Genomic DNA, 24,366 nt, shown 5'->3' on the forward strand with positions numbered 1-24,366 from the left:
CAGTTTCTTGATGTCGTGTTTGGCGCTCAACGACTGGCCGTGGTGTTGGTAGCGATGGGATATGATGCGAAGGCCGGTGTTATAGACAAAGCGCACCGCGCCGAACTGGCAGTTCAGAAATGCCGCCTGTTCGGTCGTGGGGTAGATGCGTAATCTTTGTGGCCTTCAGCATGTCAGTGCTCGCTGCTACAATAGCCATAGATTAATAGCTATAACGGGGGATTTCAAGTGAGTGCGGATGCAGTCTACCGACGAGGGCGGCACAGCGTCACAACGTTGAAAGCCTATGTTCAGGGGCAGAAGACACAAAAATAGGGCCGCTTGCGCGGCCCCCGCTGACCTCCCCGCCCGAGTGGGCGAGGGTTCACGCGGGTTTTTGCTGAATCACCATGCCGGACGGGAGGACATCATGCAATACAGAACGCTGGGCACCTCGGACATCCAGGTCAGCCTGCTCTGCCTGGGCACCATGACCTGGGGCGAACAGAACACCGAAGCCGAGGCCTACAGCCAACTGGACATGGCCGTGGATCACGGCATCAACTTCATCGACACCGCCGAACTCTACCCGGTACCCCCCAGGGCCGAGACCCAGGGGCGCACCGAAACCTATCTGGGCAACTGGCTGGCCCGGCGAGGGCGCCGGGACGATCTGGTGATCGCCACCAAGGCCGCCGGTCCCGGACTGGAGCATATCCGCGGCGGCCCCAGACTCGACCGCGCTCACCTGGAGCAGGCCCTGCACGACAGCCTCCAGCGCCTGCAGACCGATTACGTGGACCTGTACCAGATCCACTGGCCCATGCGCAGCACCAACTACTTCGGCAAGCTGGGCTACGAGCATCAGCCGGAAGCCGATGACACCCCCATCGTCGAAACCCTGGCGGTACTGGGGGACATGGTCAAGGCCGGCAAGGTACGCACCATCGGCATCTCCAACGAGACCCCCTGGGGCCTGATGGCATATCTGCGCGTGGCCGAGGGCCAGAATCTGCCTCGCATCGTGTCCATCCAGAACCCCTACAACCTGCTCAACCGCAGTTTTGAAGTGGGGCTGGCGGAAATGGCCCACCGGGAACAGGTGGGTCTGCTGGCCTATTCCCCCATGGCCTTCGGTGCCCTGAGCGGCAAATACCTGGAATCCCCCCCCGCCGATGGCCGCCTGACCCTGTTCTCCCGCTTCTCCCGCTACTCCGGGGACACCGGCGTGGCCGCCACCCGCGCCTATGTGGAAATCGCCCGGCGCCACGGACTGTCACCGGCCCAAATGGCCCTGGCCTTCGTTAACAGCCGCAGCTTTTTGACCAGCAACATCATCGGCGCCACCCGGCTGGAACAACTGGAAGAGAACATCGCCAGCCTGGAGATCACATTGAGCCAAGCCGTCCTGGAGGAGATCGAATCGGTGCATCAGCGCCACACCATCCCCTGCCCATGACCCCATCACGAGGACAAAGCCACCATGGCAAGAACCGAATCAAACATGCTGGAACTGGGCACCCAGGCCCCGGCATTCAGCCTGCCCGACCCGAGCACCGGCAAGCGGGTGTCCCTGGATGACTTTCCCGATGCGAAGGGCTATGTCATCGCCTTCATCTGCAATCACTGCCCCTTCGTGCAGCTGATCCGGCACGAGTTCGCCCGTTTTGGCCGCGCCTATACGGAAAAGGGGCTGGCGGTCATCGCCATCAATGCCAATGATGTGGACAATTACCCGGAAGACAGCCCGGAAAAGATGAAGGACGAGGCCCGTCGTTTCGGCTACACCTTCCCCTACCTGTTCGACGAGACCCAGGAAGTGGCCAGGGCCTATGACGCTGCCTGCACGCCGGACTTCTATCTGTTCGACGGGGATCGGCGGCTGTTCTACCGGGGGCAGTTCGATGCTTCCCGGCCCGGCAGCGACATCCCGGTCACCGGCGCTGACCTGCGGGCCGCCGCCGACGCCCTGCTGGCGGGGCAGCCGGCGCCCCAGGACCAGACACCCAGCCTGGGCTGCAACATCAAGTGGAAGTCATAGCCTGACACGCCGCCCTTCTCCCCCGGTCGGGGGAGAAGGGCCAGGGCTGGCGCACCGTCACGGCCCGATCAGGGCATCCACGTGCACACAGGCCGACCGCCCCAGGGACGACAGGGCATAGCCCCCCTCCAGGCAGGACACCACCCGCCCTTCCCCATGGCGCAGGGCGATCTCCCTCAGCTTGCGGGTCACCCAGGCATAGTCGTCCTCGATCAGCATGAAATCCGCCATATCCTCCTCCCGATGGGCATCAAAACCGGCGGAAATCATCATCAGCTGAGGCCGGAAGGCCTCCAGGGCCGGCAGCCAGTGTTCCGCCACCGCTTCGCGGAATTCCGTCCCGGTGGTCCCTCTGGCCAGCGGCACGCCGACGATATGGTCGGTATCTACCTCCGTGCCGGTAAAGGGATAGAAGGGATGCTGAAACGTGGAACAGAAGATCACCCGCGGCTCGTTACGGAAGATCTCCTCCGTGCCGTTGCCGTGATGCACATCGAAATCCACCACGGCCACCCGCTCCAGCCCATGCCGTTCCAGAGCATGGGCAGCCCCCACTGCAATATTATTGAAAATGCAAAACCCCATGGCCCTGGCCCGCTCTGCATGGTGGCCTGGGGGGCGCACACTGCAGAAGGCCGATTTGGCCTCGCCGCCCATGACCAGGTCCACCGCCAGCACCACCGCCCCCGCCGCCCGTCGGGCCGCCTGCAGGGTATGCTCGGTCATCACCGTATCCCCGTCATCCAGACAGACCATCCCGTCGGCACCCGGTGCCGAAGCTTCCACCCAGTCGATATAATCCTCGGCATGAACCCGCAGCAGCTGATCACGGGTGACCAGGGGAGCATCGTAATGGCGCAGCAACATGCTCAACCCCGAGGCCAGCATACGGTCGTCGATGGCCGCCAGCCGCTCCGGCACTTCGGGATGATGGGTGGCCACCCGGTGCAGGGTGCAGTCGTAATGGGTAATGAATGCGATGGTCATGGTCATCGGCTCCTTTGTAGTCATGACCATGTTACCCCGAAGCAGTGCAGCAAAAAGAGGCCCGGAGGAAGGGGATGAAAGCGAGGAAGGGAATAAAAGCCCTGCTGAATAAACGCTTGTTCCGCACTGCAGCATCTGCCGTACTATACTCGGAAGAACATTCACTCAGAGGTATTGACCGTCGCATCATGGGACCACACTTTCTCAGCCGCATCTTCAACCCCCGCAGCGTGGCCGTCATCGGCGCCAGCGAACGGCCCAACGCCCTTGGCACTTTGGTCTTTGGCAACCTTATCGACGCTGGCTTCAAGGGTGAACTCTATCCGGTCAATCCCAGGCATGAGACTGTCCAGGGCCGCAAGGCTTACCCGGATGTGGAAGCCATTGGCCGTCCGGTGGACATGGTGGTGGTGGCCACCCCGGCCCGCACAGTGCCCGGCATCCTGCGTCATTGTGGAGAACACGGCGTTCGCGGGGCTGTGGTCCTGTCCGCCGGCTTTGCCGAAAGTGGCCGGGTGGGCAAGCGCTTGGAACAGGAAGTGATGGAGATTGCCAAGGAGTACGACCTGCGCCTCATCGGCCCCAACTGCCTGGGCATCATTCGACCCAGCCGGGGCATGAACGCCACCTTCAGCAAGAACCGGGCCCTGCCCGGCAACCTGGCCCTGGTGTCCCAGTCCGGCGCCATCTGTACCGGCATCCTGGACTGGGCGGAAAGCCAGGAAATCGGCTTTTCCGCCGTGGTCTCCATGGGGGATGCCTCGGACGTGGATTTCGGCGACGTGCTGGACTACCTGGCCCTGGACCGGGAGACCCGCAGCATCCTGGTCTACGTGGAGGGGGTCCGCAACGCCCGACGCTTCATGAGCGGCCTGCGGGCGGCGGCCCGCATGAAGCCGGTGATTGTCGTCAAATCTGGCCGCCATGCGGAAGGCTCCCGGGCCGCCATGTCCCATACCGGCGCCCTGGTGGGTGCCGATGATGTGTTTGCTGCCGCTCTGGAGCGGGCCGGTGCAGTACGGGCCATGACCATCCAGCAGCTGTTCTCCGCGGCCCGCATCCTTTCCAGTGGTTACCGGATCGAAGGCAACCGGCTGGCCATCGTCACCAACGCGGGCGGCCCGGGGGTCATGGCCACGGACCGGGCGGTGGAACTGGACATCACCATGGCTCAACTCAGTGCCGCCACCATGGAAAGCCTGAACAAGGCCCTGCCAGCCCAATGGTCCCACGGCAACCCGGTGGACCTGCTGGGGGACGCCGACGCCGAACGCTTCGAGTCCGGCCTTAAGGCCTGTCTGGATGACGATGGCGTGGACGGCACCATCGTCATGCTCACCCCTCAGGCCATGACCGATCCCCTGGGGGTGGCCCAGGCCATCACACCGTTGACCCGCAAGGCTCAAAAACCGGTACTGGCCTGCTGGATGGGCGACAATCAGGTTCGGGCCGCCCGGGAACATTTCACCAAGGAACGCCTGCCCCACTTCACCACCCCGGAAGCGTCGGTGGAAGCCTTTGCCTATCTGGCGGCCCACAAGCGCAACCAGCGCCTGCTGCTTCAGGTGCCCAGCCCTCTGTCCGACCGCACCCGTACCGATGTGCAGGGCGCCCGGCTCATCATCGAAAGCGCCCTGTCGGAAGGTCGAAAGGTGTTGAGCACCATGGAATCCAAGGCCATTTTGTCCGCCTTTCGCATTCCAGTCACCCAGACCATGCGGGCCAACACCCCCAGTGAAGTCCTGGTGGCCGCCGGCACCGTGGGGTATCCGGTAGCCATGAAGATCGACTCCCCCGATATCACCCACAAATCCGATGTGCAGGGGGTGCGACTCAACATCGCCAGTGCAGATTCCGTGCGCAGTGCCTTTCAAACCATGATCGATGATGCCCGGCGCCTGCGCCCCGATGCCCGTATCAATGGGGTCACCATCGAGCGGATGCACAAGAGCACCTATGGCCGGGAACTGATGGTGGGCGTATTGCGGGACCCGGTGTTCGGCCCGGTGATCAGCTTCGGTGCCGGCGGCACGTCCGTGGAGGTCATCAAGGACCGGGCCGTGGCCCTGCCGCCCCTCAACGAGGTCATCATCGAGGGCATGATCGCCCGCACCAAGGTGGCCAGACTGCTCAAGGAATTCCGCAACATGCCGGCGGTGGACGACGAGGCCCTGGAGCAGGTGCTGCTGCGGGTGTCGGAGATGGTCTGTGAACTGCCAGAGATTCAGGACATGGACATCAACCCCCTGATCGCCGACGAACGGGGACTGGCGGCGGTGGATGCCCGCATCTCCGTGGACTATCCGCCGTCGATGCCGGACCGCTACGCCCACATGGCCATCCACCCCTACCCCGCCCATCTGGTGAACAACTGGCAACTGCCGGACGGCATCAATCTGACCATTCGTCCCATCCGGCCAGAAGACGCCAGGATCGAGCAGGAGTTCGTGCGCAACCTCTCACCGGAGGCGCGCTACTTCCGTTTCATGCAGGCGGTGCATGAGCTGACCCCCCACATGCTGGTGCGCTTCACCCAGATCGACTACGACCGGGAGATGGCCCTGATCGCGGTGCGTGAACAGCCGGACGGCTCGGAACTGCAGATTGCCGTGGCCCGCTACACCGCCAACCCGGACCAGCAGAGCTGCGAATTCGGCCTGGTGGTGGCGGACGAATGGCAGGGCCGGGGCATTGGTTCTCACCTGATGAACGAACTCATGGACGTGGCCCGCTCCCGGGGCCTGCGCACCATGGAGGGCGAGGTACTGACCCAGAACACCAACATGATCGCCCTCATGCACCGGCTGGGCTTCACCTCCCGCAACAGCACCGAGGATGACGGCATCAAGGTGGTGAGCAAGCGGCTCTGACCTCACCAGGCCGGGCCGCCCGCGTCAGCGACCAAACAGGATGGCATAGAACAGGGGTACCGCCAGCAGGGTCAGCAGGGCGGCCAGGGCCAGGCCAAACATGATGGCGATGGCCATGGGCGCCCAGAACGGACCGGACAGGGCCAGGGGGATCATGCCCAGCACCGTGGTCAGGGCCGCCAGCATCACCGGCCGGACGCGGCTCACCGCCGCCTCCACCAGGGCTTGACGGGTATCCGCTGCCCGCTCCATCTCCAGGTCGATCTGCTCCACCATCACGATGGCATTCTTGATGATCATGCCCGACAGGCTCATCACCCCCAGCAGGGCCATGAAACCAAAGGGCTGCTGCAGCAACAACAGGCCGGCGCTGACCCCCACCACCCCCAGGGGCACGGTCAGCAGGATGATCAGGGAACGGCGATAGCTGTTGAACTGAGCCATGAGCACCAGCGCCATCAGACCCAGCACCACCGGCACCGGCTGCAGAACCCCCCGCTGGGCCTCGGCGGACTTGGCCGCCTCCCCGTCCCAGTCCAGGCGATATCCCACCGGCAACGGCAGATCCGCCACCACGCGGGCCAGATCCCGCACCACCTCATGGGCGGTGACGCCGGGCACCAGATCCATCTGCAGGGTCAGTGCCCGCTCCCGGTCCAGACGCCAGATCACCGCATCGTCCCAGACCAGGGAAACATCCGCCACCTGCAACAACGGCACCGGGCGGTTTCCCTGCTCCGGCCAGATCACCATGGTCTCCACCCGGGTGGGATCGGTACGCTCCTCCAGGGGGAAACGCCATACGATGGGGATGCGTTTGTCGTCTTCCAGGTAGACGCCGATGGCCTGGCCGGCAAAGGCGGTGGCCAGGGCCTCGGCCACGGCGGCGCTGGTGACATTGGCGCGCCTGGCCCGTTCCTGGTCCACCTGAACCTGGATTTGCGGGGTTCTATCCCGCCAGTTGGGGTGGATATGGGCCACCCGGGGATCGGCCCGCAGCCGGGTTGAAGCCTCCTCTGCCAGTGCCCGCAACACTTCCCGGTCCGGCCCCAGGATACGCAGCATCACCGGATAGCGCACCGGATCGCCCAACTGCATGGGCCGCACCCGGGGTTGTGCATCGGGAAACCCCTCCCGCACAAAATCCAGGGTCCGGGCCATCATCGGCTCCAGATCCCCGACCTCATGCAAATTGACCAGGATCTGACCAAATGCGGGATTGGGGCTTTCCGGCAGCATGGGCAGATAGAAACGGGGGGTACCCTCGCCGATGAAAGCGGTCACCGTCGCCACTTCCTCCCGGGCACCCAGCCAGCTTTCGATGGCCGCCATGTCGGCGGCGGTATGGGTGATCCGGCTGCCCTCGGGCAACCAGTAATCCACCATGAACTGGGCCCGCTGCGCCGGCGGGAAGAAGATCTGCGGCACCAGCATGAAACCCAGCACCGCCACGATCAAAAGGCCCACGAAGGTGGCCACCGCCGTGCGCCGCCAGACCAGTACCCCGCGGAGCAGGGTGCGAAACCCGCCGTACAGCCGTCCCCCATAGGGGTCCTGCCCTTCGCCGCTGGCGCTCACCTTCATCCAGCGATGGCACATCACCGGAGTCACCGTGATGGCCAGCACCCAGCTCAGCAACAGACTAAAACCCACCACCCAGAACAGGGAACGGGTGAATTCCCCGGTGGCGGTATGGGTCAGGGCGATGGGGGAGAAGGCCAGCACCGCGATCAGGGTGGCGGAGAGCAGCGGCCAGGCCGTCTCGGCCACCGCCTCCCGGGCCGCCTCCAGACGATCCAGGCCCCGTTGCATCTTCACATAGGTGAGTTCCGCCACCACGATGGCGTTGTCCACCATCATGCCCAGCACGATCACCAGCGCCCCCAGGGACACCCGATGCAGGTCGATGCCGGTGATCCACATGGCGATGAAGGTGGCCAGGATGGTGAACGGCACCCCGGAACCCACGATCAGCCCGGTGCGCAGCCCCAGAGAAATCAGCAACACGGCAATGACGATCACCACCGCCATCACCAGATTGACCATGAATGCGTTGATTGCCGTGCGCACCTCCCGGGGCTGGTCGGCGATGACACCGAAGGCCATGCCCACCGGCAGGCCGCGGGTGATCTCGTCCAGGCGTTCGTTCACCAGACGGCCCAGGTCCACCACGTTCACCCCCGAGGTGGGCACGATGCCGATGGCCAGGGCCGGGGCGCCATCATGGCGCAGCAGGGCCTCGGGGGGATCGGCAAACCCCCGGCGCACCTCGGCAAAATCCCGCAGATAGACCAGATTGCCGGTGACCGGGCTGCGGATGGCCAGATCCCGGATCTGCTCCAGGGACTCGAACACCCCGCTGGCGAAGATCCGCACCTGCCGGGGCCCCAGTTCCACGAACCCGGCCGGGGCCACCACGTTCTGACGGTTCAGGGCCTGCACCACCAGATGGGGGGTCAGACCCATCTCGGCGATCTTGTCCCGGGAGGTTTCCACGAACACCCGTTCCCCCTGGGCACCGAAGATCTCCACCTTGGCCACCCCCGGCACCCGCAACAACTCACGGCGCACGGTATCGGTGATGCGATCCAGATCGTCGTACCCGTACCCTTCCCCGGTGAGGGACAGCAGCATGGCAAACACATCCCCATACTCGTCATCCACAAAGGGACCGACGACCCCCTCCGGCAAGCGCAGCGCCGCCTCGTTGACCTTGTGGCGCAATTCATCCCAGATCTGGCGCAACTGGTCGGGGCCATGGCGCTCCTGGATGTCCACGAAGATCACCGATACCCCGTCCCGACTGTAGGACTCCACCTGCTCCAGCGAACCCATCTGCTGAATCTTGAGTTCGATGCGCTCGGTCACCTCCTGTTCCACCCGCACCGCCCGGGCACCGGGATATTCGGTGTAGACCACCGCGGTGCGTACCGTGAACTCAGGGTCTTCCAGTTGCCCCAGCTGGGTATAGGCAACGATGCCCACCAGCACCAGCAGCGCCACCACGAAACCCACGAAACGGCCATTGGCGATGGCCCAGACAGCGGCGTTCATCGGCGTGCCCCCCGGATATCATCCTCGGTCAGCAACCGCACCCGCTGACCTTCCTCCAGATGCTGCACGCCGGCCACCACCACCCGCTGACCGGGCTGCAGATCTCCCCGGACACGAATGCCGTCCCGCTCCAAAGGCCCCAGACTCACCGGGACCCGGTGTACCCGTTCATCCGCCTCATCCAGACGCCAGACATGATGATCACCCCGATGTTCCGTCACCGCCGTCAACGGCACCAGAAAATAATCGGCATCCACCCCTTCCGGCAGCGCTGCGCGAAAGTCCACCCGGGCCGTCATGCCCGGCAGGATCATCCGGTCCGGATTCGGCACGGCGATGCGCACCGGATAGGTCTGGGTATCCTCGTCCACGTCCACCCCGATGGCCCGGACATGACCGGCATAGTCGCGGCCCAGGGCGGCAAAATGCACGTCCACCGCCTTCAGGCGCTCACGGTGTACCACCAGGGTCTCCGGCATGCCCACCCGCAGTTCGATCATGTCCAGTCCATCCAGCACGAAGACCACCCGCTGGGGGCTTACCTGCTCGAAAGGCTCGACGGCACGCACCGCCACATGGGCATTGAAGGGCGCCCGCAGCACGGTGTCCTCCAGCGCCGCCCGGGCCGTGGCCAGCCCTTCGGCCAGGGCATCCCGCTGCCCCCGGGCCTGTTGAAAACCGGCCTGAAGACGGTCGAAATCGGCACGGCTGATGGTGCCGTCGGCCACCAGGGTGCGGCCCCGCTCGAAATTCGCCCGGGCCTCCGTCAGTTTGCCTTCGGCGGCCGCCAGCTGCCCTTCCAGTTCACGCACCTTGAGCCGGTAATCCCGGTCATCCAGTCGTGCCAGCTCGGTGCCGGCGGCCACGTAATCCCCCAGATCCGCCCGCACCGAGACCACCTGGCCGGACACCCGGAAGGCCAGGCCGGTCCGTTCCGCCGCCTCGGCCCGGGCGCTGAAACTGCGTGCCGCCAGTCCCGTCGGGCTTTCTAGTTCCACCGCCATCACCGGGCGCACCCGGGGCTCGGACTCTGGTTCGGGTGGGCCGCCGCAGGCAACCAGCAGGACGGCAAGCAGGGAAAACACGCAAGGCAACCAGACTCGGCGGGAGACAAGAGGAGGCATCCGTTCTTTCCTTTGGCGAGGACGGGTGAGGATCAGACAAGGCATGGTGCCAGCATAACAGGGATGAGGCCAACTTCGGGCGGGGGCGGACAAGCGCCCCATTGCTGGTGATCAATGACAGGGGCGGGCTGATGAATTAGTCTGTGCTGATGAACGATTCCGGCTCTTGGACACTCTGGCTACTCATACCCATGGCGTTGGTCGCGGGTATCGGCATCACCCTCTGGGCCACCACCCCGGAACTGGCCCTGCCCGAGCGCGCCATCATCGTGCATGTGCAAAATCGCACCAGCGAAACCATCCCCACGGTGGAGATCGGTTATGCCAATGTGGACACCGAACAACACACCACCCTGCTGCAGCTGCGAGCCGGCGAGACCCGCACCATCACCCTCAATCATGAACCGGGTCTGGGCTACAACATCGAAGCCCACCTGGCCGATGGCCGGGTGCTGGATATCTGCGGCGGGAGGCATCCCGAGAGCCGGGTGATGCGGGAAGTCATTACCCGGGACTCCATCCTCTCGGGCATCGGCCAACCCTGATCGTAGCGTCGGCGAGATCAATGGTACTCGATGGCACCAAACCAACCCATTCCCTCATAGGTTTCATATCCTGGCGTCCGGGCAAAGGCCACCATACGATGCTCAAGAAGATCGTAGCCCTTGTCCCGGCTGCCCGGATTGAATGAATACACTTCCTTGAGAGAGGGATTGCCCTGGGAATCGGCGATCACCCGGTGCTGTGCATCCAGCAGCATGACGCGGCAATGGCTTCGCTCATGTTCATCCAGGGCAATGCCGGAAACAATGGCCTGGGCCTGAGGCGCCCAGTCAAAGAAGATGGCCAGAACACCCAGGGCTTCACCATAGGTCTCACCCTGACTGCGAATGGCTGTGGCATAAGTGGCGGTGGGGGTATCGTCCAGTGCGGGATGGGTATCAATATCGGCCATGGCAAACTGATCACCGTTGCGGGTTGTCATGGCGTGACGAAACCAGGGCATGGAAGATGCGTCATATCCCAGCGCCTGAGGATAGATGTCCGGGCGTCCCTGGGCGATCACCCTGCCATGTTTGTCCATCACCCACAGGTCCAGATAGACCGTATAAGAACGCAAAATGGTTGCAAGACGACTGCACGCCAATGACTGCAGCGCCTGATCCTCGGGGTTTTCCACCAACGCCACCAGAGCGCTGTCAGTGGCCCACCAGCGCACATCGCAGGAACGCTCAAACAGGTTGCGGTCGATGAGTTCTATCGCATTTCGGGCAAGATCGGTAAACCGTCTGCCCCGCAACTCGGTACTCATACGGGTACCGGCCTCCTGAATCTGGGTAGCGTAATGGTCCACATCCCCGCGAAAATCTGCAGCGATCTGGTTGATGCGGGTGGATACATGACTGATTTCCTGGGCAACAACGCCGAATCCGGCACCGGATACCCCAGCCCTAGCGGCCTCGATGCGTGCATTGAGTGCCAGGATCTGGGTCTGGCGCATGATTTTTTCGATCAGGTCCACCTTGTTGCGGGTGGTTTCAGAGAGTTTATAAGCCAGCGTGAGAATGTTGTTATCCTGCATCAGACCTTGGTTACCCCCGGTATTGTGGTTCGTTAAGGGGGCAGAATGATACGGGAGAGGTGGGTTCCAGGCTACCAGGTTCATGCCGTCTGCAAGAAGGACTCACAACTGCGAGTCCTTCGTCGTTGTGCGGCTTGATTAGCCAGAGGATTACAGCATCAGGCTGGTACAGGCCACCAAGGCACCGATCATGGCCCCTGCCAACACATCGCTGGGATAGTGCAAACCCAATACTAACCGCGACAGGGCGATCATCACCATAAAAGGAATCACCAGCCAGGCCCAAGCGGGCAAATAGGCTACCAAAATGATAGTGAAGGCTACTCCGTGCATGGTGTGCCCGGAAGGAAAGCTGAAACGATCCAGGGCCGGCACATTCTGCAGGATGTCCCGATTTTGGGTGTAGGGGCGCTCGCGAACCGTGGTCTGCTTCAGGATCCGGTAAATAGGCAGGCAGAGCAGGCCTACCAGAGCCATGTGCAAGCTCACCTGTAGCGCCCACAGACCATGGATGATGGGCAGAGCCAGCATCAATACATACCAGAACACCCCATTGCCCAGACGACTGACCACGGCAAACACCCGATGGGTCAGCCACTGACGATTGGCCCGATTGAAGATCAAACAAAGAGGTAATTCGACTTCGGTCATTCGCTGCATCATACGCATGGGGAACACCTCACTTGGCTTGGGCAAACTCAAGAAACAGGGCTTCCAGTCGGTCATGCTCACAGCGCCAGTCCACTGTCTCGGCCTCGGCGCGGGCCTGGATACCCAGGCGTCTCCAAATATCGGGATCGACCACCAGTTCGGTGGCCAATTGCCTGAAGTGTTCAGCATCATCAAAGTGAGCCAGCAAGCCGCTTTCACCATGGCGAAGATGCTGGCGTCCTGCAGCGTAGTTGTAGGACACCACCGCCAGCCCCGAAGCCATGGCTTCCAGGACCACGTTGCCGAAGGTGTCTGAAATGGATGGGAACAGGAAGATGTCGCCACTGGCATAGTAGCCAGCCAGATCTTCACCGATATGTACCCCCGCCAGGATCAGGTCCGGGTGTTGTTCGCGTAGTTCAGCCGCGGCAGGTCCATCACCCACCAGGATGAAACGGGCGCGGGGTTGATGGACCTGCATGGCGCGAAAAGCCTCTACTGCCAGTTGCAGATTCTTTTCTGCGGCCAGGCGACCCACATAAATCACCGCAGGGTCATTGGGTTCAAGCCCCCACTGAGCACGTAGATCAGATCGACGGCGCGCCGGGTTAAACAAACGGGTATCCACACCCCGGGCCAGGATCCGACAGGTACCAAAACCCTGTTGCTGAAGTTCTGCCTGCAGGGTGTCCGTGGGGACCAAAGTACAATCAGTACGGCTGTGAAAGCGTCGCAGAAACCCACTGATCACCGGTGCCATGAACCCCAGGCCGTAATACTGGCTATAACGGTGAAAATTGGTATGAAAGCCGCTGATCACCGGGATACCCAGAGATCGGGCTGCGGACAGGGCAGAGCCACCCAGCAGACCTTCGGTAGCCACATAGATTACATCGGGCGGATGGGTACACCATGCCTTGCGAATGGCGCCTCGGGCCGGCAAGCCAAAATGCAGGCCGGGGTAGCCAGGGATGGGCAGACCTGGCGTAAGTTGCTCCCGCAGGTTCTCCTGAGGTGTCAGGGTACCGTGATCCTTCTTACCCTGACGGGGACGGATCAGGTGAACTGCATGCCCGCGCTCCAGCATGCTGTGAACCATCTGACGCAAGGTATGGGCCACACCATTGATCTCGGGGGGGAAGGTCTCGGTGACCATGGCAATGCGCAGACACCGCCTGGGTACTGCGACCAGATGAGGCTGTTGGTTGGCGGCTTCCGAAACACAGTTCGGCGCGGTCGTCCCGGATTCCAGGGGCTTTTGGGCGGGTTGCATGGGGCTTCCAGTGTGGACAGGTCGCCCCGATGCTAGGCGGATTGGTTTTCAGGTTGATGAAGAAGGCGTGAAGAACGGTTGACACCCGCCTCAATCCGGTTGCGAGCCTGCTGCTCAAGGGCGCCGGTTCGTTAAGGGGGCAGAATGATACGGGATTGGAACCTGTTTGCGGTATTACAAGTCCATCAACCGCTGTTTTTCCTCGGAGGTGGGTTCCAGGCCGCCATATTCATAGAAGTTGAAGATCGCGTCCACCACCGATTTGGCGTCGTCCACCAGCATGTAAAGGTCCAGGTCTTCCTTGCCGATGGTGCCTTCTGTCACCAGAGTATTCTCAAACCATTCCAGCAACCCTTGCCAGAACTGGCTACCCACCAGAATGATGGGAATGCGCCGGGTCTTTTGGGTCTGGACCAGGGTGAGAATTTCCGCCAGTTCATCCAGGGTGCCAAAGCCTCCGGGGAGTACCACATAGGCAGAAGCATATTTAACAAACATCACCTTACGGGAGAAAAAATGCCGAAAATCCAGGGAAACATCCTGATAGGGATTTGCGGTCTGCTCGTGGGGTAACTGGATATTCAGGCCAATGCTGGGAGATTTGCCGGCAAAAGCCCCCTTGTTGGCCGCCTCCATGATGCCAGGGCCACCGCCACTGACCACGGCAAAACCCGCGTCGGAAAGTTGCCGGGCAATCTCCTCTGCAAGGGCGTAGGTAGGATGTTCGGGAGGGATGCGGGCAGAGCCAAAGATGCTTACCGATGGCTTGATGCGGGCAAGGCGCTCGAATCCTTCCACGAACTCTCCCATGATCTGGAATATTTTCCAGCTTTCGTGGGTGAGCATGGTGTCATCCATGGGCTGCAATCCTGGATGGCTGGCGCGTTCGTGACTCTTCATCATTTCCCGCGAGAAACCCCGACCTTCAGGGCAAGGCTCGCGTCCTCCTGTATGGGTTTGAGTTGAAGGATATGGCCATCGCCGACCGCCCGTTGCAACAGACGGCAATGGCGGTACGAGAAACAGCAGGACACCAGCCCTGAGTCGATTCGGGTTGGGATGACAGAAGGTGGGATCAGGCTGGACATGACCGCCGAAGATACCCATAGAGCGGAATCCCTGGCAAGTCTTTCCTTGAGGAAAAGACTCCCGCCATCCCTGGCAGGAGGAGGTCCATCCAGGCCCGGTGATTGAAAAGAGACCGGTGAGGTACTTCCCGTACCGTGGGTATATGATTCCATAGGGGACGGGGTGGGTAACACCACCCAAATTCCCCAAAAAACCAAGTTTTGGTGCAAAAACCTGTAGGGATTTTCCTACACCCATGCCTTGAGCCTCTTGTTGAACCCCAGAAGGTTTTTTCTCATGTCTGTCGACCCCCTGTTTCCTGATTGTCGTCCCTATCGCATCCGGCATCTGGATGTGGACCCACCCCATCGTCTTCATCTGGAAGAGTGCGGACATCCCAAAGGGCTGCCGGTGGTGTTTCTGCATGGTGGTCCCGGTGGGGGATGCGAACCCTGGCATCGGCGTTTTTTCGATCCGGATCGTTATCGTGTCATCTTGTTTGATCAACGTGGCTGTGGTCGTTCTACACCCCATGCCTGCCTGGAAAGCAATACCACCTGGGATCTGGTGGCGGATATGGAGCGCATCCGCGAGCATCTGGGGATCGACCGCTGGGTGCTGTTCGGTGGCTCCTGGGGGTCCACCCTGGCCCTGGCTTATGCCCAGACCCATCCCGAGCGGGTGCTGGGCATGGTGTTGCGGGGCATTTTCCTGTGTCGTGACGAGGATATTCGATGGTTCTACCAGGAGGGTGCCGGACGCCTGTTTCCCGATCATTGGGCCGACTATCTGGCGCCGATTCCCGAAGCCGAGCGCAGTGACCTGGTGACTGCCTATTACCAGCGCCTGACCGGGGCAGATGAGGTGGCCCGCATGGCCGCGGCCAAGGCCTGGTCAGAGTGGGAAGGACGTACCGCCACGTTGACCCCCAATCCGGCGGTGGTGAGCCATTTTCAGGATCCCTTCACGGCTTTGGGACTGGCCCGCATCGAGTGTCACTACTTTCACCACGGGGCTTTTCTGGAACCTGGGCAGTTGCTCCGTGATGCCGGGCGTCTACGGGATATTCCCTGCCATATCATCCACGGACGCTACGATGTGGTGTGCCCGGTGGACCAGGCGTGGGCCTTGCATCAGGTGTGGCCGGAAGCCGAGTTGACCATCATCCCCACTGCCGGCCATGCAGCCAGCGAACCGGGCATTGCCCAGGCGTTGGTGGCGGCCACCCAGACCCTGGCGGATCGTCTGGCATGATCGCCCTGTTACAGCGGGTCAGCCAGGCTCAGGTGGTGGTCGATGGCGAGACCATCGGCGAGATCGGTCCCGGCATCCTGGCGCTGGTGGGGGTGGTGCAAGAGGATGGCCCGGCTCAGGTGGCGCGTCTGCTGACGCGGATATTGGGCTATCGACTGTTCGAGGACGAACAGGGGCGCATGAATCTGAGTCTGCGGGACACCGGCGGGGGCCTGCTGCTGGTGCCCCAGTTCACTCTGGCGGCAGATACCCGCAAGGGCATGCGGGCCAGTTTCACCCCGGCGGCAGATCCTGCCACAGGGCGGATGCTGTTTCTTGAACTGGTCGCACAAGCGCAAGCCAACTGGCCCCTGGTGGCCACTGGCCGCTTCGGCGCCGACATGCAGGTCTCGCTGACCAATGCCGGACCGGTGACCTTCTGGATTGAGGCCCGCTAACCGGCCTCAATCCATTGGGGATTTGCCGGGGTTGCACTGGCCGTTGTTGCAGTGCCCCCGCAAATCCTCCCCCACCGGATGGATACCCGCCACGGTATGCAAACCGTCAAGATCATAGATGGTGATCAGTTTGCGTCGCACCTGCATCAGTCCGGCACCCTGGAAGCGGGTAAACAGCCGGCTGACGGTTTCCACCGCCAGCCCCAGATAATTGGCGATGTCGTTTCTCGACATGGTGAGATTGAATTCCGTGCGGGAGAATCCGCGAATGCCCAGGCGGCTGGAAAGGCTCAGCAAAAAAGCCGCCAGTCGGGCATCGGAGGCTTTTTTGCCCAGCAGCATCATGAAATGTTCATCGGTCTGGATTTCCCGGCTCATGATGCGAAACAGCTGGTGCTGTAATTCCGGAATGCGTACCGACAGTTCCTCAAGGCGATCAAAGGGAATTTCGCAAATGCTGGTGGTTTCCAGAGCCCGGGCGGCGCAGGGGTGGATGCCGTCGCTGATGGCGTCCAGGCCCAGCAGTTCACCGGGCAGATGAAAGCCGGTGATCTGTTCCTGGCCATCATCGGTCAGGGTGTAGGTTTTCACCGTGCCGGAACGCACCGCATAGATGGAGGTCATACGATCGCCGGGGCGATAGAGGTGATCCTTGCGCTGCAAGGGGCGTTTGCGGTTGATGATCCGTTCGAGCAGCTGCAGCTCATCATCGCTGACCCCCAGGGGCAAGCACAGATCGTGGAGACTGCAGCTCTTGCAAGCATGCTTGAGACTGCCTAGATCGAGGATCTTCGGGGCGGACATGCGGGTTCAACCACTCCTGCAGCCATCGGGCCGCCAGCTCATTGCCGAGGTTCGGTAACGCACTGATTCGGCACATTACCCAAAGCCGGGCCGGGAGACAAGCACGGGCGTCACCGGGCGGGCACAGGCATACCCTGACCTTAACCAGGGAAGGATGTCAATATAAGGGCAGGGCTGTGGTAGGATGGGCCCCTGACCTGCTTCACCAGAGCCTCAAGCATTCATGACCTCCCGTACAGCCCAGATCTCCCGCGATACCTTGGAAACCCGGATACAGGTGACCCTTGACCTGGATGGTCAGGGCCGGGGTGAATTGGCCACCGGCGTGCCCTTTCTGGATCACATGCTCGATCAGGTGGTCCGCCACGGCTGTATCGACTTGTCGGTGCAGGCAGATGGAGACCGCCACATTGACGACCATCACACCGTGGAGGACGTTGGTATTGCCCTGGGGCAGGCCATGGCCCAGGCGGTGGGAGACAAGCAGGGGATTCGTCGCTACGGCCATGCCTATGTGCCCCTGGACGAAGCCCTGTCCAGGGTGGTGATCGACTTCTCCGGTCGGCCAGGACTGCACTATCATGTGACCTACCCCAGGGACCGTATTGGTCAGTTTGAGGTAGAACTGTTCGAGGAGTTTTTCCAGGGTTTTGTCAACCATGCCCGGGTCACCCTGCATCTGGACAGTCTACGGGGCAAGAATGCCCATCATATTGCCGAAACCCTGTTCAAGGCCTTTGGCCGTGCCCTGCGCATGGCCCTGGAGCCGGACCCCCGCATGCAGGGGATCATGCCCTCCACCAAGGGCGTGCTCTAAAACCGCTTGTCTTCCCGGCCCGACTTTTGAAGAACCCTCTATGAATACTGTTGCGGTGGTGGATTACGGCATGGGCAACCTGCGTTCCGTGGTCAAGGCCCTGGAGCATGCGGCTCCGGCCGGTACCCGGGTGCTGCTTACGGATCGCCCGGCGGATATCCTCGAAGCAGACCGGGTGGTGTTTCCCGGTCAGGGAGCCGCCCGTGACTGCATGCTGGCCCTTGATCAGCGGGGCTTGTCGCAGGTATTGCGGGAAACGGCGCTCACCCGGCCATTTCTGGGCATCTGCATGGGCATGCAGGTGCTCATGGACCACAGTGAGGAAAACGGAGGCACCGATTGCCTGGGGATCGTCCCGGGTCGGGTGCGCGGATTTGGCGTCCATCTGACCGATGCCCGGGGCGAGCGCCTGAAGATTCCCCACATGGGCTGGAACCAGGTCCGCCAGGTCCATGCCCATCCACTGTGGGCCGGCATCGAACAGGACAGCCGTTTCTATTTCGTGCACAGCTATTATGTCGAGCCGGCCACCCTCCCGGTGGTGGCGGGCACCACGGACTATGGGATGCCGTTTACCTCGGCCATCGCCAAAGACCATATCTTCGCCATTCAGTGTCACCCAGAAAAAAGCGCCGCCACGGGTCTGACCCTGCTGCGCAATTTCATGCACTGGACCGGCGGCGTCTGAAATCAGTCAATCAGGGGAATTAGATCATGCTGGTGATCCCGGCCATCGACCTCAAGGACGGCAAATGTGTGCGGCTGCGCCAGGGGCGCATGGATGACTCGACGATATTTTCCGAAAGCCCGGTGGAGATGGCGGCCCGCTGGGTGGACGAAGGGGCAAGACGGCTGCATCTGGTGGATCTGGACGGCGCCATCGCTGGCCGTCCCCGCAACGCGGAGATCATCGGCGAGATCGTCTCCCGCTTCCCCGACCTGCCGGTGCAGGTGGGGGGCGGCATCCGGGACGACGACACGGTGCAGGCTTATCTGGACGCGGGGGTGCAGTGGGTGATCATCGGCACCAAGGCCGTCAGCGCCCCCCATTTCGTCAATGACCTGTGCCTGGAGTTTCCCGGTCACATCATCGTCGGCCTGGATGCCAAGAACGGCAAGGTGGCCATTGATGGCTGGTCGAAACTGTCCCACCACGACGTGGAAGACATGGCCAGACATTTCGAACAGGACGGGGTGGCCGGCATCATCTTCACCGACATCTCCCGGGACGGCATGATGCAGGGGGTGAACGTGGACTCCACCGTGAGCCTGGCGCGGGGCGTGAACATCCCGGTGTTTGCGTCCGGCGGCGTGACCAGCATCGAGGACATCCGCCGTCTGTGCGCGGTGGAAGACGAGGGCGTCACCGGCGTCATCGTTGGCCGCGCCCTTTATGAAGGCACCCTCAGTCTTGCCGAGGCCCAGGCCCTGGCGGACCAGAACGCCACCTGAGCCCAGGGTCCGCCATGCTTGCCAAGCGAATCATCCCCTGTCTGGACGTGGACCGTGGCCGGGTGGTCAAGGGCGTCAACTTCGTCGATATCCGCGATGCCGGTGATCCGGTGGAGATCGCCCGGCGCTATGATGCCGAAGGGGCCGATGAACTCACCTTCCTGGACATCACCGCCAGTTCCGATGAGCGGGAAACCATCGTGCACGTGGTGGAGCAGGTGGCCGAACAGGTGTTCATCCCCCTGACGGTGGGCGGCGGCATTCGCCGGATCGAGGACATCCGGCGCCTGCTCAATGCGGGGGCGGACAAGGTGTCCATCAATACCGCCGCGGTCTTCAACCCGGATTTCGTCCGCGAGGCGGCGGACCGGGTCGGTTCCCAGTGCATTGTCGTGGCCATCGACGCCAAGCAGGTGTCCGCGCCGGGGGCGCCCCTGCGCTGGGAGATCTTCACCCACGGCGGTCGCAAGCCCACCGGGCTGGATGCCATCGACTGGGCCCGGCGCATGGTGGACAACGGCGCGGGCGAGATCCTGCTCACCAGCATGGACCGGGACGGCACCCGTCAGGGCTTTGACCTGCCCCTCACCCGGGCCATCGCCGACGCGGTGACGGTACCGGTGATCGCCTCCGGCGGCGTGGGGCATCTTCAGCATCTGGTGGAGGGGGTCACCGAGGGGCATGCGGACGCGGTACTGGCCGCCAGCATCTTTCATTTCGGCGAGCACACCGTGGGCGAGGCCAAGCAGTACATGGCCGAACGGGGTGTCGAGGTGCGGCTGTAGGGGGAGGGGGGTGCCCGGTTGCTGGTCAATACCCCCGCCAACGGTTTAAAGTACATGCCCGATACCTCTATTCCCAGACTTTGGTGCATGACCCTGAACACTCCCCTGGACATGATTCGATGGAATGCCGACGGTCTTGTCCCCGTCATTGCCCAGGACCATGCCGATGGCTGCGTGCTGATGGTGGCCTGGATGAACCGCGAGGCCCTGGCCCGTACCCTGGAAATCGGCGAGGCGGTCTACTGGTCCCGCTCCCGTGCCCGGCTGTGGCACAAGGGGGAAAGCTCGGGGCATGTGCAGGTGGTCCATGACCTGCGGCTGGACTGCGACCGGGACGTGATTTTGCTCAAAGTAGAGCAAAAAGGCGGCATTGCCTGTCATACCGGGCGACGCCATTGCTTCTATCATCAGTATCGGGACGGTGAATGGGTGGAAGTCGACCCGGTACTCAAAGACCCGGAGGCCATTTACGGCCAGGAGGCCCCTGCCCATGGCCGATGATCGCATCCTCGAACAGCTGGCCCAGGTGCTGGAATCCCGCAAGGGTGCGGATGCTTCCAGCTCCTATGTGGCCAGCCTGTATGCCAAGGGTCTGGACAGCATCCTTAAAAAAGTGGGCGAGGAAGCCACTGAAACCGTGGTGGCCGCCAAGAACGGTGATCCTGAGCAACTGATCTACGAGACCGCCGATTTATGGTTTCACACTCTGATACTGCTGGCCCAGCAGGGACTGGGGCCAGGCCAGGTACTGGCAGAACTGGAACGGCGTTTCGGGCTGTCGGGGTTGGAGGAAAAAGCGTCTCGCGGCACCCGCTAGTCCGCCGCTTACGATACGGATCACCAAAGCGGATACATCATTACTGACACATCTGGAGGCATCTCATGGGTTTTGGCGGCATCAGCATCTGGCAATTGCTCATCATCCTGGTCATCGTGGTCCTGCTGTTCGGGACCAAGAAGCTGCGCAACATGGGCGGTGATCTGGGCAGCGCCATCAAAAATTTCCGGCAATCGGTGCGTGACGGCGAGGCCGGAACGGATGAGTCCCGCAAAGAGGCTTCCGATCCGGCCACACCCCAGCCCCCCTTGGAAAATCATCAGGAATCGGGTCGGGTTTTCGAGGCCGAGGCCACCCGCACCCCTTCCGCCGATGATAAACCCCAGGATGATCGGCGTTCGTCCTGATGTTCTCCGGTGCCGGCGGGACATTGGTGTCCCCTGGTTTTTTTGTGACGATTAAGACGGGCCACACATGTTCGATTTTGGATTCTGGGAACTCATCATCATCGGCCTGGTGGCGTTGCTGGTGGTGGGGCCGGAACGCCTGCCCAAGCTGGCCCGTGAAATCGGTCGCTGGGTGGGCAAGGTCCGTCGTTTCGTCAGCAGCGTGCGCTCCGATATCGAACAGGAGTTGCGGACCGAAGAACTCAGAAAGATGCTTGAGGATCAGGAGCGGGAGATCGGCCGCCTCAAGACCATGATGCAGGATACGGAGCAGGACCTGCGTCGGTCGGCGGACCAGCCCCGGGATCAGGACAGGTCCACGGAGTCCCCCGAGTCCGATCAGCCCCGGAAATCCAACCATGAATCATAATTCCGAGTCCCCCCAGGCCGGGAGCGAGGCCGAGGGAACCTTGCTGTCTCATCTGGTGGAACTGCGCACCCGATTGCTGCGCAGTGTACTGGCGATTTTGCTGGTATTTTTGGTGCTGTTCCCCTTCGCCAATCCCATCTATACCTTCCTGGCCGGGCCACTGATGGTGCATTTGCCGGAAGGCACCAGCATGATCGCCATCGAAGTGGCGGCACCGTTTCTGATTCCCTTCAAGCTGGTGCTGATGCTGGCCATTGTGATTTCGGTGCCTTTTTTGCTGTATCAAGCCTGGGCCTTTATTGCCCCCGGGCTGTACCGCCACGAAAAACGGCTGGCAGTGCCCCTGCTGGTGTCCAGTACCGTCTTGTTCTATCTGGGAATGGCCTTTGCCTACTTTGTGGTCTTTCCGCTGATTTTTGCCTTCTTTACCGCCTCTGCCCCGGAAGGGGTTGCCGTGATGACAGATATTTCCCGCTATCTGGATTTTGTCATCCTGCTGTTTTTGGCCTTTGGCATCGCTTTTGAAGTGCCCATTGCCACCATCCTGCTGGTGGCAATGGGGCTGACCACACCTGACCAACTGGCCGCCAAGCGACCCTATGTGATTGTTGGTGTGTTCGTGGTCGGCATGGTCCTCACCCCACCGGATATCATCTCCCAGACCCTGCTGGCCTTGCCCATGTGGCTGCTGTTCGAGATCGGTATTGTCCTGTCCAGGATTCTGGTCCGGCGCAAGGCGGCTCGGGAGGCTGCCGGAGACACATCCCCCCCCGATGACGATGATCCACCGGACCGCCCAAGGGGCAGCGGGGCCACTGACCTGTCGGCCCGTGCAGCGGCCGCAGCCGCCAAGGCCCGGGCCAAAGCCGCCACCGCCGCAGCCCGTGCCCGTCAGGGTCGAAAAAATGAAACCGACCCGCCGCTGTCGGCATCTGAGATGGATGAAGCCCTGGATCAGGCCGAGGCGGAGGCGCGCCGGCTACGGGGGGGTTCGGATAATCCCAAGCCAAAACAGGATAACTGAATGACCCAGTCTTCCCTCAATACCCCCCGTCGTCCCACGTTGCTGGTCATCATGGACGGCGTCGGGGTGAATCCAGGCAAGCTCAATAACGCCTATCACGACGCTGCAACACCCCGACTGGATCAGTATTTTGCCAACCACCCCCATACCCTGCTGGACGCCTCGGGGCGGGCAGTGGGACTGCCGGACGGGCAGATGGGAAATTCCGAGGTGGGGCACCTGATTCTGGGTTGTGGCGCCGTGATCCGGCAAGACCTGGTGCGCATTGATGATGCCATCGAAGACGGCAGTTTCATGGACAATCCGGCCCTGACTGCAGCGGCAAAGGCCGCTGCTGCTGCGGATCGTCCCCTGCATCTGGTGGGGCTGGTGTCCGATGGGGGTGTTCACAGCCATATCCGTCATCTCCATGCCCTGATCGAACTCTGTGGCCGCCATGATGCCCGCCCCGTAGTGCATATGATCACCGATGGTCGGGATACGGCCCCCAAGTCGTCCCCCACCCATGTGCCCGCCCTGGAACAAGCCCTGGCAGCCCACGGTGGCCGAATCGCTACCGTCACGGGCCGTTATTACGCCATGGACCGGGATCAGCGCTGGGAACGCACTCAACTGGCCTTTGATGCCATGGTCCACGGCAAGGGCATCAAGGCATCCAGTGCAGCCGCCGCCCTGACCGCAGCCCATGAAGCGGGAGAAACCGATGAATTCATCAAACCCCGGATCATCGACAAGGCGGGATTGATTCGTGCCGGAGATCCGGTGCTGTTCTTCAATTTCCGTAATGACCGGCCCCGCCAGCTCACTGAGGCCCTGGCTCAGGCGGCGTTCAGCCATTTTGACCGGGGAAACTTCACCCCCGCCGCCGTCACTTGCCTGACCCGCTACGATGCCCGCTATGAACTGCCGGTGGCTTTCCTGCCGGAGCGGCCCCAGGTGACCCTGTCGCGGATATTGAGCGAGGCAGGACTCCGGCAGCTACACTGCGCCGAGACGGAAAAGTACGCCCATGTCACCTTTTTCTTCAATGGCGGTGTGGAACAGCCAGCCCCCGGTGAGGATCATGTCATGATTCCCTCCCCCAAGGTGGCCACCTATGATCTAAAGCCGGAGATGAGTGCCCCGGAGGTGGCGGCTGCGACGATCAAGGCGCTGCAAAGTGGTGATTATGATTTTGTGCTGGTGAATTTTGCCAATGGCGACATGGTGGGTCATACCGCAGTCTACGAAGCCGTGGTCAAGGCAGTGGAAGCGCTGGATACTGCTGTGGGCCAGGTTCTGGATGTGGCCGTGGACGCAGGATATTCGGTGATTCTCACCGCAGACCACGGCAATTGTGAGGAACTGATCGACCCGGCCACCGGCGAACCCCATACCCAGCACAGCATGTATCCGGTGCCCTGTCTGATCATCGACAGCACCCTCTGGCGCTTGAATAGCGGGGCCGGCCTGAGCGCCATCGCACCCACCGTGCTGCAATTGATGGGACTGACGCAACCCGTGGAGATGACCGGAAAATCCCTGCTGCTTGAAGCCCTGTCCTGATCCGACACCGGAACTGCCGGTCAAC

The 24,366-nt window shown here is 62.0% G+C and carries 24 protein-coding genes and 1 pseudogene; 16 read left to right on the forward strand and 9 right to left on the reverse strand.

The window, feature by feature from the left end; genetic code table 11:
* On the reverse strand, window positions 1-147 hold a 147-nt coding region (locus BMX62_RS07610; RefSeq protein ID WP_202906236.1), incomplete at its 3' end, for a helix-turn-helix domain-containing protein.
* A gap of 262 nt (window positions 148-409) precedes the next feature.
* Here BMX62_RS07610 and BMX62_RS07615 point away from each other — a divergent pair.
* Together BMX62_RS07615 and BMX62_RS07620 are read left to right on the forward strand one after the other, a co-directional pair.
* Entirely contained in the window at window positions 410-1,438 is a 1,029-nt protein-coding gene (locus BMX62_RS07615; RefSeq protein WP_090207026.1) for an NADP(H)-dependent aldo-keto reductase, read from the forward strand.
* Window positions 1,439-1,462: 24 nt separating this feature from the next.
* Window positions 1,463-2,020, forward strand: a complete 558-nt coding sequence (locus BMX62_RS07620; RefSeq protein ID WP_090206824.1) for a thioredoxin family protein — start codon at window positions 1,463-1,465, stop codon at window positions 2,018-2,020.
* Window positions 2,021-2,077: 57 nt separating this feature from the next.
* Here BMX62_RS07620 and BMX62_RS07625 read toward each other — a convergent pair whose 3' ends face one another.
* Window positions 2,078-3,007 carry a histone deacetylase family protein gene (locus BMX62_RS07625; RefSeq protein WP_090207029.1) on the reverse strand — a complete coding sequence of 310 codons (930 nt, stop codon included), beginning with the start codon at window positions 3,005-3,007 and terminating at the stop codon, window positions 2,078-2,080.
* A gap of 188 nt (window positions 3,008-3,195) precedes the next feature.
* Between BMX62_RS07625 and BMX62_RS07630 the strand changes: the two genes are divergently transcribed.
* Window positions 3,196-5,877, forward strand: a complete 2,682-nt coding sequence (locus BMX62_RS07630; protein ID WP_090206827.1) for a bifunctional acetate--CoA ligase family protein/GNAT family N-acetyltransferase — start codon at window positions 3,196-3,198, stop codon at window positions 5,875-5,877.
* Between the two features lie 24 nt (window positions 5,878-5,901).
* On the opposite strand, the gene BMX62_RS07635 is transcribed toward BMX62_RS07630, so the two are convergent.
* Window positions 5,902-8,931 (reverse strand): efflux RND transporter permease subunit, encoded by a 3,030-nt coding sequence (locus BMX62_RS07635; RefSeq protein ID WP_090206830.1) that lies wholly within the window; start codon window positions 8,929-8,931, stop codon window positions 5,902-5,904.
* Window positions 8,928-10,055 carry an efflux RND transporter periplasmic adaptor subunit gene (locus tag BMX62_RS07640; protein ID WP_162273518.1) on the reverse strand — a complete coding sequence of 376 codons (1,128 nt, stop codon included), beginning with the start codon at window positions 10,053-10,055 and terminating at the stop codon, window positions 8,928-8,930. Before BMX62_RS07640 ends, BMX62_RS07635 begins: the two co-directional genes overlap by 4 nt.
* A 191-nt stretch (window positions 10,056-10,246) precedes the next feature.
* Between BMX62_RS07640 and BMX62_RS07645 the strand changes: the two genes are divergently transcribed.
* On the forward strand, window positions 10,247-10,600 hold the full coding sequence (locus BMX62_RS07645) for a hypothetical protein (protein WP_090206838.1): 354 nt from the start codon (window positions 10,247-10,249) through the stop codon (window positions 10,598-10,600).
* 17 nt (window positions 10,601-10,617) lie between these two features.
* Here BMX62_RS07645 and BMX62_RS07650 read toward each other — a convergent pair whose 3' ends face one another.
* The 4 genes from BMX62_RS07650 to BMX62_RS07665 form a co-directional block, all read right to left on the reverse strand.
* Window positions 10,618-11,637: a methyl-accepting chemotaxis protein gene (locus BMX62_RS07650; protein ID WP_090206841.1), complete on the reverse strand. Its 1,020-nt coding sequence runs from the start codon at window positions 11,635-11,637 to the stop codon at window positions 10,618-10,620.
* 150 nt (window positions 11,638-11,787) lie between these two features.
* Window positions 11,788-12,306 (reverse strand): phosphatase PAP2 family protein, encoded by a 519-nt coding sequence (locus tag BMX62_RS07655; protein ID WP_090207032.1) that lies wholly within the window; start codon window positions 12,304-12,306, stop codon window positions 11,788-11,790.
* Between the two features lie 10 nt (window positions 12,307-12,316).
* Window positions 12,317-13,561 (reverse strand): glycosyltransferase family 4 protein, encoded by a 1,245-nt coding sequence (locus BMX62_RS07660; protein ID WP_090206844.1) that lies wholly within the window; start codon window positions 13,559-13,561, stop codon window positions 12,317-12,319.
* A gap of 174 nt (window positions 13,562-13,735) precedes the next feature.
* On the reverse strand, window positions 13,736-14,461 hold the full coding sequence (locus BMX62_RS07665; protein ID WP_090207037.1) for an LOG family protein: 726 nt from the start codon (window positions 14,459-14,461) through the stop codon (window positions 13,736-13,738).
* A gap of 465 nt (window positions 14,462-14,926) precedes the next feature.
* Here BMX62_RS07665 and pip point away from each other — a divergent pair, with 465 nt between their 5' ends.
* Together pip and dtd are read left to right on the forward strand one after the other, a co-directional pair.
* Window positions 14,927-15,883, forward strand: a complete 957-nt coding sequence (gene pip, locus BMX62_RS07670; protein ID WP_090206851.1) for a prolyl aminopeptidase — start codon at window positions 14,927-14,929, stop codon at window positions 15,881-15,883.
* Entirely contained in the window at window positions 15,880-16,320 is a 441-nt protein-coding gene (gene dtd, locus BMX62_RS07675) for a D-aminoacyl-tRNA deacylase (protein ID WP_090206855.1), read from the forward strand. Before pip ends, dtd begins: the two co-directional genes overlap by 4 nt.
* A gap of 6 nt (window positions 16,321-16,326) precedes the next feature.
* On the opposite strand, the gene fnr is transcribed toward dtd, so the two are convergent.
* Complete coding sequence (gene fnr, locus BMX62_RS07680; RefSeq protein WP_090206858.1) at window positions 16,327-17,124, reverse strand: fumarate/nitrate reduction transcriptional regulator Fnr; 798 nt, start codon at window positions 17,122-17,124, stop codon at window positions 16,327-16,329.
* A 223-nt stretch (window positions 17,125-17,347) separates the two neighbouring features.
* On the opposite strand from fnr, the gene hisB reads away from it, so the two are divergent.
* From hisB to gpmI, 10 genes and pseudogenes are all read left to right on the forward strand, one after another.
* On the forward strand, window positions 17,348-17,941 hold the full coding sequence (hisB, locus tag BMX62_RS07685) for an imidazoleglycerol-phosphate dehydratase HisB (protein WP_090206861.1): 594 nt from the start codon (window positions 17,348-17,350) through the stop codon (window positions 17,939-17,941).
* A 40-nt stretch (window positions 17,942-17,981) separates the two neighbouring features.
* The gene (hisH, locus tag BMX62_RS07690) at window positions 17,982-18,629 is read left to right on the forward strand and encodes an imidazole glycerol phosphate synthase subunit HisH (RefSeq protein ID WP_090206864.1); all 648 of its coding nucleotides are present in this window, start codon (window positions 17,982-17,984) and stop codon (window positions 18,627-18,629) included.
* A gap of 26 nt (window positions 18,630-18,655) precedes the next feature.
* Window positions 18,656-19,393, forward strand: a complete 738-nt coding sequence (hisA, locus tag BMX62_RS07695; RefSeq protein WP_090206866.1) for a 1-(5-phosphoribosyl)-5-[(5-phosphoribosylamino)methylideneamino]imidazole-4-carboxamide isomerase — start codon at window positions 18,656-18,658, stop codon at window positions 19,391-19,393.
* A gap of 14 nt (window positions 19,394-19,407) precedes the next feature.
* Entirely contained in the window at window positions 19,408-20,178 is a 771-nt protein-coding gene (hisF, locus tag BMX62_RS07700) for an imidazole glycerol phosphate synthase subunit HisF (protein ID WP_090206869.1), read from the forward strand.
* Between the two features lie 87 nt (window positions 20,179-20,265).
* Window positions 20,266-20,679 carry a phosphoribosyl-AMP cyclohydrolase gene (hisI, locus tag BMX62_RS07705; RefSeq protein WP_202906235.1) on the forward strand — a complete coding sequence of 138 codons (414 nt, stop codon included), beginning with the start codon at window positions 20,266-20,268 and terminating at the stop codon, window positions 20,677-20,679.
* Window positions 20,669-20,995, forward strand: a complete 327-nt coding sequence (locus BMX62_RS07710; protein WP_090206871.1) for a phosphoribosyl-ATP diphosphatase — start codon at window positions 20,669-20,671, stop codon at window positions 20,993-20,995. The genes hisI and BMX62_RS07710 overlap by 11 nt, the downstream gene beginning before the upstream one ends.
* A 65-nt stretch (window positions 20,996-21,060) precedes the next feature.
* Window positions 21,061-21,363, forward strand: coding sequence for a twin-arginine translocase TatA/TatE family subunit (gene tatA / locus BMX62_RS07715; RefSeq protein ID WP_090206874.1), 303 nt, complete (start codon window positions 21,061-21,063; stop codon window positions 21,361-21,363).
* Window positions 21,364-21,430: 67 nt separating this feature from the next.
* Window positions 21,431-21,700 (forward strand): annotated as a pseudogene (gene tatB / locus BMX62_RS07720) (Sec-independent protein translocase protein TatB); the annotation flags it as partial.
* Window positions 21,701-21,761: 61 nt separating this feature from the next.
* Window positions 21,762-22,796 (forward strand): twin-arginine translocase subunit TatC, encoded by a 1,035-nt coding sequence (gene tatC, locus BMX62_RS07725; RefSeq protein ID WP_090206877.1) that lies wholly within the window; start codon window positions 21,762-21,764, stop codon window positions 22,794-22,796.
* Entirely contained in the window at window positions 22,797-24,341 is a 1,545-nt protein-coding gene (gpmI, locus tag BMX62_RS07730; protein WP_090206880.1) for a 2,3-bisphosphoglycerate-independent phosphoglycerate mutase, read from the forward strand.
* Window positions 24,342-24,366 lie beyond the last annotated feature (25 nt).

This window comes from Ectothiorhodospira magna, from assembly GCF_900110965.1.
GTDB classification, from domain to species: Bacteria; Pseudomonadota; Gammaproteobacteria; order Ectothiorhodospirales; family Ectothiorhodospiraceae; genus Ectothiorhodospira; species Ectothiorhodospira magna.